This window comes from Ferrimonas sediminum (genome assembly GCF_900100175.1).
GTDB lineage: Bacteria > Pseudomonadota > Gammaproteobacteria > Enterobacterales > Shewanellaceae > Ferrimonas > Ferrimonas sediminum.
Genome location: NZ_FNEM01000008.1, coordinates 82,803 through 95,532, shown reverse-complemented (window position 1 = coordinate 95,532; position 12,730 = coordinate 82,803). Strand labels below are relative to the sequence as shown.

General features: G+C 60.0%; 10 protein-coding genes. All 10 read right to left on the bottom strand.

Annotated features, from left to right (window positions below; genetic code table 11):
* Positions 1-51 precede the first annotated feature (51 nt).
* Positions 52-432 carry a hypothetical protein gene (locus tag BLT77_RS10990; protein WP_090365317.1) on the bottom strand — a complete coding sequence of 127 codons (381 nt, stop codon included), beginning with the start codon at positions 430-432 and terminating at the stop codon, positions 52-54.
* Between the two features lie 25 nt (positions 433-457).
* Positions 458-1,618, bottom strand: coding sequence for a Na+/H+ antiporter NhaA (gene nhaA / locus BLT77_RS10985; RefSeq protein WP_090365316.1), 1,161 nt, complete (start codon positions 1,616-1,618; stop codon positions 458-460).
* Positions 1,619-1,946: 328 nt separating this feature from the next.
* Positions 1,947-5,045 (bottom strand): multidrug efflux RND transporter permease subunit, encoded by a 3,099-nt coding sequence (locus BLT77_RS10980; protein WP_090365315.1) that lies wholly within the window; start codon positions 5,043-5,045, stop codon positions 1,947-1,949.
* On the bottom strand, positions 5,032-6,111 hold the full coding sequence (locus BLT77_RS10975; RefSeq protein ID WP_090365314.1) for an efflux RND transporter periplasmic adaptor subunit: 1,080 nt from the start codon (positions 6,109-6,111) through the stop codon (positions 5,032-5,034). The genes BLT77_RS10980 and BLT77_RS10975 overlap by 14 nt, the downstream gene beginning before the upstream one ends.
* A 116-nt stretch (positions 6,112-6,227) precedes the next feature.
* Positions 6,228-7,403 (bottom strand): nitrate- and nitrite sensing domain-containing protein, encoded by a 1,176-nt coding sequence (locus tag BLT77_RS10970; RefSeq protein ID WP_176819286.1) that lies wholly within the window; start codon positions 7,401-7,403, stop codon positions 6,228-6,230.
* A 112-nt stretch (positions 7,404-7,515) separates the two neighbouring features.
* Positions 7,516-8,751, bottom strand: a complete 1,236-nt coding sequence (locus tag BLT77_RS10965) for an ABC transporter permease (protein ID WP_090365312.1) — start codon at positions 8,749-8,751, stop codon at positions 7,516-7,518.
* Positions 8,748-9,944, bottom strand: coding sequence for an efflux RND transporter periplasmic adaptor subunit (locus BLT77_RS10960; protein WP_090365311.1), 1,197 nt, complete (start codon positions 9,942-9,944; stop codon positions 8,748-8,750). The genes BLT77_RS10965 and BLT77_RS10960 overlap by 4 nt, the downstream gene beginning before the upstream one ends.
* Positions 9,941-10,927 carry an HlyD family secretion protein gene (locus tag BLT77_RS10955; protein WP_090365310.1) on the bottom strand — a complete coding sequence of 329 codons (987 nt, stop codon included), beginning with the start codon at positions 10,925-10,927 and terminating at the stop codon, positions 9,941-9,943. The genes BLT77_RS10960 and BLT77_RS10955 overlap by 4 nt, the downstream gene beginning before the upstream one ends.
* A complete protein-coding gene (locus BLT77_RS10950; RefSeq protein WP_143026614.1) occupies positions 10,924-11,886 on the bottom strand; it encodes an HlyD family secretion protein in 963 nt (320 codons plus the stop codon). Before BLT77_RS10950 ends, BLT77_RS10955 begins: the two co-directional genes overlap by 4 nt.
* Positions 11,873-12,568: an ABC transporter ATP-binding protein gene (locus tag BLT77_RS10945; protein WP_090365308.1), complete on the bottom strand. Its 696-nt coding sequence runs from the start codon at positions 12,566-12,568 to the stop codon at positions 11,873-11,875. The genes BLT77_RS10950 and BLT77_RS10945 overlap by 14 nt, the downstream gene beginning before the upstream one ends.
* Between the last annotated feature and the right edge of the window lie 162 nt (positions 12,569-12,730).

The window sequence follows — 12,730 nt, the reverse complement described above, 5'->3', positions numbered from 1 at the left end:
CATCAAAAACGCCGCTCAGTGAGCGGCGTTTTATTTATCACGTTAACGCGATTAGTCGCGGCAGGACATCAGCTCCGCCAGAGCCTGGGACAACTCCTCCTGAGAGGTGATCAATCCCTGGCTGGCCAGATCATCCAGCGCCAATACCATCTGATCCCGCTGTGGCGACTGACGCTCACAAATGGCATCGTTAGCCTGCTTAAAACGCTTGCCGCTGCGATACTTCAGGGCCCGCTCACTGATGCTGCCGGTGGCCAGGCTCTCCGTCTTTTGCAGACTTTGAAGTGCCAATGCTCCATCGACCGCTCCCTGCAGGTAGTTCAGGCACTCATCACCGCGGGGATCCTCCTGGCATTGAACCAGGTTGATGTCGTTGGCCAGGGCCGGTGAACTGATCAAAATCGCTGCCAATACCGCTGTTACTTTTTTCATAGTTACCTCTGTATTCCCTAATTCCCTATTTAATCGTGGACTTCAACACCATATAGCCGCCAATGGCCGACAGTGCCGATCCCAGCAGGATCCCCAGTCGAGACAGGTCACCGTAATTCATGACCCCTGCCTCGAAGGCCAGCGACGCCACAAACATCGCCATGGTGAACCCGATTCCGCACAACAGCGACACACCGAACAACTGAGTCCAACTGATGCCATCGGGAACCTTGGCCAGCTTCAGTTTGACCGCGATAAAAGAGAAACCCAATATTCCCAGCGGCTTACCCAACACCAGGCCCAGGGCAATGCCCAGAGGCAGCGGCGCCACCAGATCGCTCATCGACAAGCCGTCAAAGCTGACACCGGCGTTAGCGAAAGCGAAGATCGGCAGAATCATAAAGGTGCTCCAGGGGTGCAGCTTGTGCTCCAAAAACTCGCTGGGGCAGTCGCCGTCCTCATCCTTACTCAGGGGAATGGTGAACGCCAACACCACACCGGCCAGGGTGGCGTGCACGCCTGACTTCAACACCGCTATCCACAATATGGTTCCCACCAGCATGTAAGGCACCAGGCTGCGAACACCACTGCGGTTAAGAATAAACAGCCCCACCACAGCCAGGGCAGCGATCACCAGATTGATGGTAGACAGAGAGCCACTGTAGAACAGGGCGATAATCATAATAGCCAGCAGGTCATCGATGATCGCCAACGCCAGCAGGAACACCTTAAGTGCTACCGGTACCCGACTGCCGAGCAGCGCCAACACCCCCAAAGCAAAGGCGATGTCGGTGGCGGCAGGGATGGCCCAACCATTGGCAGCGGTCGCATCGCTGGCATTGAACGCCAGGAACACCAGCGCAGGAATCACCATGCCACCGATGGCCGCAATGGTCGGCAACGCCGCCTGGCTGACGCTGGAGAGGGTGCCTTGCAGTAACTCCCGTTTCACTTCCAGACCGATCAACAGGAAGAAAAACGCCATCAACAGATCGTTGATCCACAGCAACATGGGTTTATCCAGGTCGAGGGCACCAACCCGAATCTGAACCGGAGTATTTAAAAAGGCGTCGTACACCACATCCAGTGGTGAATTGGCCATGATCATGGCCAGCGCCACCATCAGCATCAGAATGATGCCTCCGGAGGATTGCTGATTGAGAAAGTTCTTAATGGCGGTCTTCATGTAATGGCTCCAATAAATCGTAAATACAGTTTAAATACCGCTAATGATTCAGAAAAATCGTTTCTCCAGCTCTTACATATCGGTATTTCCGAGCTAACCACCCATATAGCAAGGTTATTTCTTAACCACAAACTTCAATGTGACTCCGGCCTCAACCTGGGAGTGCACCGTCTATTTTTGTACCACATTTATCGGCCAAATCTGCGCCTAATCACAACTAAATAGCTAAAAATTAAAAGAATAGTCTTCAGCGCGACAAAGCGCACCAACCAGGCAAAAAAAAGAGCGGCCAGGCCGCTCTTGATTGTCACTGTCCAGTCGTTCAGGCTCAGTCCCCTTGCTCCGCCGTCTGCTGCGCAGCCAGCCGCTGTGCTACAAACCCAGGTGAGCGGGTCGATGCGGCAATCAACCGGTACATGGCCGGAATCACCATCAGTGTCACTACCGAGGCAAACGCCATGCCAAAAAACACCACGGTTCCTACCGCAATGCGGCTCTCGGCCCCGGCGCCACTGGAGAGAATCAGCGGAATGGCACCGGCCAGAGTGGTCAGGGCGGTCATCATGATGGGGCGCAGTCGGCGACAGGCGGCATCGGTTATCGCCTGTTCAAATGCCATGCCCCGATCCCGCAACTGGTTGGCAAACTCGACAATCAGAATGCCGTTTTTGGTCACCATACCGATGAGCATGATCATGCCAATCTGGCTGTAGAGGTTCAGTCCCTGGCCGGTGAGGTACAACCCGGCCAGGGCACCGAAGATCCCCATAGGCACCGTCAGCATCACCACCAGCGGATTGATAAAGCTCTCAAACTGGGCCGCCAGCACCAGATAAGCCACCAGCAGCGCCAGACCGAATACCATCACGGTACTGGACTGATTCTCCTTGAAGTCCTTAGACTCACCGGTGTAACCGACGGTGATCTCCTTGGGCAACTTATCGATGGCCAGCTGCTCCAGGTAATCCAGCGCCTGTCCCAGTGTATAACCGTCGCTGAGATTGGCCTTGAGGACAATGGATTTTCGCTTATCGGTATGCCCAAGCCGCTGCGCCGACGCCACCTCGGTCAAGCTGGCCAGGGTATTGAGCGTGACCAACTCGCCGTTGGCGGCCCGCAGGTAGATGCGGCTGAGATCACTGCTGGCGTTGAAGGCATTTTCGTCGCCGCGCAGGTACACATCGTACTCTTCACCACGGTCGACAAAGGTGGTTTCGCTGCGTCCGCCGAGCATGATCTCCAGGGTGTCGGACACCTCGGCCACCGAGATCCCCAGCTCTGCCGCCCGCTTCCTGTCGACCTCCACCACCAGTTCCGGGGTGGTTTCGGCGTAATCGAGTTCCACACCATTCATAAAGGGGCTGTCCTCGGCCAGGTGCAGCAACTGCTGGGCCCAGACAAACAACTCCTGATAGTCGGTACCTCCAAGCACGAACTGAACCGGCTCACTGGATCGCCCCCGGAAACCGGGCATCATCGGCCGCACCATCACATCGGGCAGATCGCTCAATGTCCGGCTGATCAACCCCAGTGCCTGCTGGGCACTGATGTCACGATCCTGCCAGTCCTCCAGCTGCATGATCACAAACCCGATCTGATCACTGGTACGTCCGCCAAAGGCCGGCGTCTCGGTACTGAATGACTTCAATACCCCCTGCCCCAGCAACGGCAGCAGCCGCTGCTCAATCTGATCCATGTTGGCAGACATGCGGTTAAAGCTGGTGCCTTCTGCCCCCTTAACAAAGGCAAACAGCACCCCCCGGTCCTCCTGCGGCGCCAGCTGAGCCGGCACCTGTTGCATCAGCCAGCCACTGCCGAGTACGCAGGCCACAATCACCGCAGGTGCCGCCAACCGCCACTTCAGGCAGTAGGCCAGCAGCCTGCGGTAGCCTCGCTCCAAAGCGGTAAACAGCCCGTCGACCCCACGTGTCAGCGCATTGGGCTTGGGGTTCGGCCGCAGCAGGCGGGTGCCCAGTACCGGCGTCAGCGTCAGGGCGATCAGGGTCGAGAAGATCACCGACAGTGACAGCATCACCGAAAACTCGGTAAACAGCAGCCCGACCATGCCGTCCATAAAGGAGATCGGCAGGAACACCATCACCAGCACCAAGGTGGTGGCCAGCACCGCAAACCCGACCTCCTTGGTACCCCGGTACGCCGCCAGCAACGGCGGTGTGCCCTTTTCGATGTGGTGATAGATGTTCTCCACCACCACAATGGCGTCGTCCACCACCAAACCGATGGCCAGAATCAGCGCCATCAGGGTCAGCAGGTTGATGGAGTAGCCAAAAACGTAGGCGCCGATAAAAGCCGCAATCAGCGATACCGGAACGGTCACCGCAGGAATCAGCGTCGCCCGGGCCTGGCCGATGAACAGGTACAGCACCAGCACCACCAGCCCCCCGGTGATCATCAGGGTAGCGTATACCTCGGAGATGGACTCGCTGATGAACACCGTGGAGTCATAATCAACCTGCAATTGGGTTTCATCCGGCAGGAACGCCTGCATCCGTTCCACCTCCAGGCGCACATCCTGAGCCACTTTCAGTGGATTGGCGTCAGACTGCGGCACCACCCCGAGACTGACGTTGGCAATGCCGTTGCTTTTGTAGCTGGAGCTTTCATTTTCGGCGCCGATAGCCACATCGGCGACATCTTTCAGGTAGATGGGGCTGTCGTCGTCACTGCGCCCCACCTCCAGGTACTCAAAATCCCGGGACTGGGCGTACAACCGTTGGGTGCGCACCGGCATCACCAAAGCATCGTTACGCACTTCCCCCCCGGGACTCTCCAGGTTTTCCGCCCTCAGCGCCGCCACAATGTCGCTGCTGGTGATCTGGCGCCCGGCCATGCGCATCGGATCCAGCTTGACGTACATCACCTTGTACAAACCGCCGGCCAACTGCACCGAACTGACGCCACTGACCAGATTGAGTCGATCCTCCACCACCCGTTGGGCGTAATCGGTCAACTCGGTACGATCCATCAGGGTCGAGCTCAGGTTCACGTACACCGAGGGTTCGCCGGTGCCGTTGTCCTTGGACACTACGGGCTCGTCGGCCTCATCGGGCAGAGAGCGCTGGGCTCTGGCGACCGCATCACGGACATCACTGACCCCTTCGGTCAGATTCCAGCCCAACTCGAACTCAATGGTGATGCGGGAGTTGCCGTTGCGAGTCACCGAAGTGATCTCTTTGACGCCGCTGATCCCGGACAACTGGTCCTCCAGATTGGAGGTGACCTGGCTCTCCATGATCGATGCCGACGCCCCGTCATAGCGGGTCATGATGGTCACCACCGGGTTTTCCACATCCGGCATCTCGCGCACCGCCAGTTTGGACACCGACACCAGTCCGAACACGCACAGCAGCGCGCTGAGCACCATGGCCACCACCGGCCGTTTCACTGCGGTATCAGAGAGCCACATCAGCGCGTGCTCCTGTTGATGCGGTCGCCAGGCTCAGATCCTTAACCCGAATGCCGTCTTTCATGTTCACCAACCCCTGCACCACAATCCGATCGCCGACGGCCAGTCCCTGCTCGATCAACACCCGGTTGTCGACCCGGGTACCCAGGTGCACCTCACTACGGCGAACCCGTTGCTGGTCATCAATCAGATACACATAGCGCCGGGTTCCGGAGTACTCCAAGGCCTGCACCGGAATCACCGGCTGTTCCAAGGGGGAGAACGCCAGCGTCACCTGGGCCAGCATGCCGGGTTTCAACAACTGTTGTGGGTTATCGAATCGCACCTGCATCCGCAGGTTGAGGCTGCGCTGCTGCACCCGGGAATCGATGGCCACCACCTCACCACGAAACGCCTGCGATGGCCAGGCGGAGACCCTGGCCTGGATCGGCATGCCGACAAACACCCGCGACAGCAGGTGCTCCGGCACATTGAGGTCCAGGCGCATACTGGACAGATCGTCCAGAGAGATCAGGCCATCGCCGGAGCCGACTCGCTGGCCCAAATTGATATCCACCAGCCCCAGGGTACCGGAAAACGGTGCCTTGACGGTGTGGTAATCAAACTGGGCTTTGGCTGCGGCCAGGCGCGCCCGGGCGATGTCGACGCTGGCCTGCTGACCATCGATTTCAGTCTGGGTAATGGCCGCATTGGCAACCAGCCGCTGGTACTCCTGCAACTTGCGGGATTCATCGGCCAGATAGGCATTGGCCTCGGCCAGGGTGGCTTTGGAAAGGCTGTCGTCAAGAGTCAGCAGCACCTGTCCGGCGGAGACAGCCTGGTTCGGCGCCACCTCGATGTTGGCAATCCGCCCGGCGACTTCGGCCGCTACAAACACCGACTGCTCGGCCTGCAAGCTACCCACCAACTCGATGGACTCGGCAATGGATTGCGACGATACCAGGGTGCTACTCACCGCTACCACTCGTTTCGGCTTGCCCTTTGGTGGGGCTCCTGCCGCGCTGCCGTCACGGTTGCAGCCCCCCAGAATCAACAATGCGCACACTGCCACAACTACTTTTTTCATTACCTGCCCTCAACCTGTATCTGGGGCTATTGTAAAGAAGCCATCGGCTCAGTAGCGTAAAGCAATGTAAAGTCGGGTAAAGTCCGGCAACACTCTGGCTAAATAGCCCGCATCTTTCAGGATCCGGACAGGAGCGACAGGGGATCGTGCAACGGCGTGACCTTGGGATTCTGCCGGGCCAGCGCCTCGATCGCCCGCTGCTGTGCCCGCAGATGGCGTTTGGCCAACGCCAACTCGCGGCGGACGGTGTCGGCCTCGCTCAGCAGGCCATCGAGGCTGGCGCTGATGGCACCCAATTCGTCCGGACTGTCCGCCATCACCCGCACCTGGTAGTTTTGCTGCTGATCCACCGCCCTCAAGGCCAGACACAGTCTACCGATGCGACGGTACAACTGAGTAGCAACGCGGCTGCAGCCATAGCCTAGCGCCACCAGCAAAGCGGCAGCCACCAGCAGGTAGGTTACCCAGCCAGACAGGGTGCGTTGCCAGGCGGCCAACAGGCTGTCACGCGTCAATTGATGCTCTATGGCCACATGCCACACCAGGCGCTGCCGGCGTTGATTCAGTGCCTGTGAATCAATGGTGTCCGCTGGCGTCAGCGGCGCCAACCCTGCCGGCAGCGCCCCCAACCCGGAAGACTTTGGATTCAATCGGCTAAGGTACTGGGCCAGGTAAAGATTGAACTCCAACTGCAATCGCCGAGTCTGAACCGGATCCACCGCCAACGGCAGCAATGCCAGCCGCTCCGATGCCTGCACCGCCGCCATCAAGGCGCCCCCTCGGTGCACCACCTCGGCCTCCTGACCGGAAGCCAGCAGGCGCGACAAAAAGGCATGCAACTGCCTCTGAATCTGAGTGTAGAGCCCATGCAACTGGGCGTTGGTGACCTGGTCGCGCCGATGGCCATCACGCATCCGCGGCAGTTGCATCAGGGATTGGTTGAGCACAGTCTGGCTGGGCCAGAACGCCTCGGTAGCGTCGAGCCAGTGCTGCTGTGCCTCATCGAACTCCCGAATCGCCAGGTCGGTGCGTAACACCATGGTCATCACTTCGATGGGATTGCTGATGGCGGGGCGCGCACTGAACTGTCGCCGTTCCTGTTGCAGCAACGATGACAGAGTCATGCCCTGTTGCAGCAGTTGCGCCGCCTCAGGAAGTTGCCAGTGTCGTAACAGGGTGTCGGTGCGGCTCCAGGCCCCGAGCAGCACCCAGGCCAGCAACGCCAACAGCGGCAGCAGATACAGCATTCTCAACTTGGAATGCACAGAAAGTGCGTCGAACCAATCCTTCATAAGGGACACCAAATCCATTTGGGCATCCCGTTAGCTTAGACCGATTCCGCCGTCTCGCCAGCGATGGCGGTCAGAATCATCAAACCGACTTTTTTCCATATGCTTTCGTGGCTTAATCTCGCTGCAGGGCTACGATGGGATCCAGTCCGGCGGCCTTTTTGGCCGGGTACCAACCAAACAGCACGCCGATCGCCATACAGACTCCCACCGATAACAGCAGCGAGTAGGACGACCAGGCCACCTGCCAGTCGGCGTAGGCACCGATCACCAGCGACAGCAGTATGCCGGCAACGATGCCAATCAGGCCGCCGGAAGCGGCAATCACCAGAGACTCGATGATGAACTGGCGGGCGATATCGGCCCTGGTGGCCCCGAGGGCGCGCAACAGGCCGATCTCGGTGGTTCGCTCCATCACCGTAGCCAACATAATGTTCATGATACCGATGCCGCCCACCAGCAGGGATATCCCGGCCACGCAGGCCATCACGATGTTGAAGATGCGCTGAGTCTGCTGGTATTGCGCCAGCAAATCCGCCGGCACCACCACCTGATAATCGAACTCACCGCCGTGGCGCCGTGACAACAGATGGTCGATGCTGGCCGCCGCCAACGGCGCGTCCACACCGGGTCTCAGTTGCAACTTTACCGCGTCCAGTTGATCATCAAGAGGCTTAAACGCCAGTTTTTTCAATGCGGTGTGCAGTGGAATAAACACCTGGTTGCGCTCACCGCCGAGCTTCACCCCGTCAATTTTCGACTTCTGCAGGCCCTTATCCGCCAGCACGCCCACCACTTCGAACCACTGATGGTTGATCTTGATGCGCTGGCCGATGGCCTCGCCACCGGGAAACAACCCCTGGGCCGCTTCCGGCCCCAACACCGCCAGCTGGCGATAATGGCGGCCTTCCGTTTCCGTAAAGAAACGCCCCTGGGCCAGGCTCATGCTGGCCAACCCGAAGTGGCTCGGTGACACGCCGCTGACCCGGGCGTCACTGCGACCATGACGGCTGAACAGGGTAAACACCCTGACCTGTTTTTCCGCACTCCAGGCATCGATGAAAGCCAGAGTATTCAGGGCGCTGTCAACGTCTCCCAGAGACAGGCCGACGCTGTGTTCGCGCACCGACTTCAACGCCTCACCCTCTGCGGGCCGGCTCTCCACCACCACGTTACGCAGCCCCATGGACTCGATCATCGACAACGCTTCCCGTTCGGCACCCTCGCCGATGCTGAGCATGGCGATCACCGCCCCGACGCCGAAGATCATCCCCAGTAGCGTCAGCCCGGTGCGCAGTTTGTGGTGCACCATCTGGCCGAGGGCCTGACTGATTTCACTCCACCCCATCATCGACGGATCTCCCCGGGTTTCACCAGTGCAATGGTGTCGCCGTCGCTAAGCCCGTCGAGAATCACCGTGCGATTAAGGCTGCGGGCTCCGGCCATGATCGTACGCTCAACAAACTGGTCACCCTGTTTCAAATACACCCAGCGGCGGCCATCTTTCTGATACAAAGACTGATTCGGCACACTGATCACCCCTTGCTGGCGATCCACCTCCACCTGGCCGGTCAACTCACGTCCGGGAAACATCACCCCGGTATCGGTGTAGGCCAGAGTCACGGTGAAACCAAAGTAGTTCACCGGTGAATTGTCTTGCCTGGGCTTGGCCAGGGTGTCCACCTGTGTCACAGTGCCGGCAATCGCCTGCTGCGGGTAGGCGTCCAGATACAGCGTCACCGGTTGCCCCACCGCCAGGCCCGCCGCTTCCGACTCCAGCACATACAGCCGGGCTTCCATCACCGACAGATCCGGGATCTGGCCGATGGTCATTCCAGACCAGACGGTATCACCGCTGACCACAGGCTGGCCCCTGAAGCCGCTGCTGAGCACAAACAGTCCGTCGGCAGGGGCCACCACCTCCATCTTTTGCAGGTTGCCCTGAGCCCGGTCCACCTTGGCTTTATGGCCCCGCTGCTTCAGCTCAATCAGCTGCTGCTCCGCATCCGAGCGGTGGCTCTGCTCCCCCAGGTCCCAGTCCAGATACCCCAATTTGGCATCCAGGTAGCCCTTGTTACGCATGTTGTCGATCACTTCGATGCGTGAGTAGACCCTGGGATCGTCACTGAAAAAGCGCTCCGCCAACTCCCGCTCCTGGCGGGTCACGGTCTGGCCGGTGTGAATCTCATCCAGCAGGTTGCCGTCCTTACCCCGTTGCAGCACGCCATCGATCACCAGCTTGTCGATTTCAAACTGCGCCATTCTGGCGTCCAGTTGCTGACGGCTGGCATCGAGTCTGGCCACCACCTGCCCCTGCTTCACCGGGGTAAAGTTATCGGCCACCCAGGACAGGCTCTGAGGGCCTCGAAGGGACGACGGCACCGATACCGACACCGCATTGGCCGGCTCCAGCTGGCCACGGGCATCGATTTTATGTTCAAAATCCCCGGGGTTCAGGGTCACGGTCAACACCCCGTCCCGCTGCGATTGACCACAGCCCGCCAATACCCCCAGGGCCAACACCGCAATTACTGCAACCCTCATGGCAGTACCTCCACTTTGGCAGTCATGCCCGGGCGCATCAGCTGGGGATCCGGCGCATCGATGGTGGCCAGGGCATCAAACACCACCACCGGCACCTCCTGGTTCTTGCGCCGGAATACCGGACTGATGTCGGTCAGCTGACCATAGAACGGTCGCTCCGGACTGGCATCGAGTTTAATTTTCACTCTCTGGCCTTTGCTAACCCGACGGGCATCGACCTCGGGAATCGCCAACTGCACCGCCATTTTTGACAGATCCGGCAGCCGCACGATGTCATCACCGGCGTACACCGAGGCGCCGGGCTTGAGCTTTGCCCCCTCCATGGAGGTGCCGACCACCACCATGCCCGCCCTCGGGGCCACGATGGTCATGCGACGAATATCGGCGCTGAGCTGGTTCACCCGGGCCTGCCAGCGTTGGCGATCGCCCTCCAGCATCGCCAGCCGCTGCCGGACACCCTGGCGCTCCAATACCAGCTTTTGCTCAATCAGCGCCACCCGGGCCGCGGCGATGTCGGCATCACGGCGGTACTTCTCCCGCTCCAGCGCCGCGACGCTGTCGTCCTGAATCTGGTACTTTCTCAGCGCTTTCTCCTGGTTCATCCTGGCCTCGGCCAGTTGCAGCTTCAGCTCCTGCAGCTGCTTCTCGTTACGCATGGTGGAGGTCTCTATGTCCTGCTCCACCTCGTCCAGATCCGCCTGGCGCAACTGCAGCCTCTGCTCCAGGTCCGAGGCGTCCAGAACCACCAGTAACTCTCCTTTGGCAATGGGCTTACCCTCCGTCGCCAAATACTTAATCTGATACTGCCACTGGCGGCGAACCGGAGGCGGCGACACCCCCAGTGAGTCCACCGACACCAGCTCACCGCTAACCAGAATCGAGGAGTCAACGGCCGCCGTCGCAGGCGCCCCCGCCCCCGCCTCAGGCTGAGGCTGACAGGCGCACAGCACCAGCAGCCCTGCCGCCATCAATGCTGCTCTCATAAGCCCACCTCCAGAGCCACCAGCACGCTCATCCCGGGCACCAGTGCCACCGCTTCGCCATTGTCCAGTGACACGTTCACCAAAAACCAGTTGCTCTCCCCCCAGCCATGGCGGCGCTCGGCTTTGAGGGCAACCTTGGTTACCGACCCGCTCAGCGGCCGATCCGGCTGCGCATCCAGGGTCAGGCGCACCGGCATACCGACCTGAACCCGATCGATGTCCACCTCGTTGGCCCAGGCCTGGACCTGCAGGCCATCCACCCCGGGAATGGTGGCCACCTGGGCCCCGACCTGCACCGTATCCCCCACCTCGGTCTTGACCCCGTCAGAGGATCGACGGGCGTAGATCATCGGCCCATCGTGACGGGCGGTCAGTTCGAGGTTATTCATCAACCGCTCGGCATTACCGAGCTCCAGCTGCGCCTTGTCCCGATCGATGGTCAGCTTACGCATCTCCTCGACTGACGCCCGTTCGACCTCCGCCAGAGCCCGCTTCGATTTCGCCAGTTCGGCACCCGCCTTCATCAGTTCAAACTGCTTGTCGGCGTACTCCTTTGGGCTTTGGAAATCCGCCGGCACTTCGGCATCCAACTGCGCCTTCTCCATCAGCAACTGCTTCTCTGTGACCTCAAACTCGGCCTGCAGCCGCTGCTGTTTCAGCTCCACCTGCTTGGCCTGCACCGCCGCCTCCACGCGAATCAGCGCCGCCTGGAACTGATCGATCTGTCCCGAGACGCCGCTTTTATCAAACACCACCACGGGATCGCCGGCGCGAACCATCTCTCCCTCCGCAGCCATCCACTGAATCTGATAGCGCCAGGCCCGACCGGCCCTGGGGACCGTCAGGCTCTGGGCCTGAGAGGAGCTGACCTCGCCGGTTAGCAGCAGCGTCTGGGCCTGAGCCTGCAGCGGCGCCGGAGCGGCCATTAACGCCAACAGTAATGCACTAAGCCGCATCATTGGCACACCCCTCCAGTTTCTCGATGCGGCCGTCGCGCATCCATACAATCCGCTTGGCATGGCGGGCCACCTCCTCCTCGTGGGTAACCAGCACCACGGTCTGCCCACGGGCATGAAGCTCTTTAAACAGGGCCATGATGTCGTCGGAGGTGCGGCTGTCCAGGGCGCCGGTGGGCTCATCGGCCAGCAGGATGGCCGGCCGGTTGATCAGCGCCCGGGCAATGGCCACGCGCTGGCGCTGTCCGCCGGACAGCTGGTTAGGCCGGTGGTGCAGCCGATCGCCCAGGCCAACCCGGGCTAACAACTGCCGGGCCCGCTCGGTGTCGGCCCCGGCATCACCGCCGCTGCACCGATAACGCAGTGGCAGCATCACGTTATCCAGGGCAGTCATGCGCGGCAACAAATGGAAGCTCTGAAACACAAAACCGATGTGCTCATTGCGGATGCGGGACAGGGCGGCGTCGTCCTGTTGGTTCACCGGCTGACCGGCCAGCAGATAACGGCCGGCACTGGGCTGATCCAGGCAGCCAATGAGGTTCATCAGGGTGGATTTTCCGGAGCCTGATGGCCCCATGATGGCAACAAATTCACCCTCATCGATGCTGAGATTGACGTCGGTAAGGGCATCCACTGTGCTGTCGCCCATGGCATAGCGCTTGGACAGACCGGAGATTTTGATCATGTTTGCGTTCCTGGCGGCCATCCTTGGCCACCATTCGAATAAGTCGGAGATGGAAAATTATCAGCTCTCGCCAACATCGCCAACCGGTTGATACCCCCACGGCGAGCGTAAATAGTAAGAGTTTGTATTCGTTAATTAGTTCCTGAGCACCAGCGGCCCGGC

Bases quoted from the DNA above. Each gene is read 5' to 3' on its own strand.
- BLT77_RS10990 (WP_090365317.1), bottom strand. From the start codon at position 432: ATGAAAAAAGTAACAGCGGTATTGGCAGCGATTTTGATCAGTTCACCG.
- nhaA (WP_090365316.1), bottom strand. From the start codon at position 1,618: ATGAAGACCGCCATTAAGAACTTTCTCAATCAGCAATCCTCCGGAGGC.
- BLT77_RS10980 (WP_090365315.1), bottom strand. From the start codon at position 5,045: ATGTGGCTCTCTGATACCGCAGTGAAACGGCCGGTGGTGGCCATGGTG.
- BLT77_RS10975 (WP_090365314.1), bottom strand. From the start codon at position 6,111: ATGAAAAAAGTAGTTGTGGCAGTGTGCGCATTGTTGATTCTGGGGGGC.
- BLT77_RS10970 (WP_176819286.1), bottom strand. From the start codon at position 7,403: ATGAAGGATTGGTTCGACGCACTTTCTGTGCATTCCAAGTTGAGAATG.
- BLT77_RS10965 (WP_090365312.1), bottom strand. From the start codon at position 8,751: ATGATGGGGTGGAGTGAAATCAGTCAGGCCCTCGGCCAGATGGTGCAC.
- BLT77_RS10960 (WP_090365311.1), bottom strand. From the start codon at position 9,944: ATGAGGGTTGCAGTAATTGCGGTGTTGGCCCTGGGGGTATTGGCGGGC.
- BLT77_RS10955 (WP_090365310.1), bottom strand. From the start codon at position 10,927: ATGAGAGCAGCATTGATGGCGGCAGGGCTGCTGGTGCTGTGCGCCTGT.
- BLT77_RS10950 (WP_143026614.1), bottom strand. From the start codon at position 11,886: ATGATGCGGCTTAGTGCATTACTGTTGGCGTTAATGGCCGCTCCGGCG.
- BLT77_RS10945 (WP_090365308.1), bottom strand. From the start codon at position 12,568: ATGATCAAAATCTCCGGTCTGTCCAAGCGCTATGCCATGGGCGACAGC.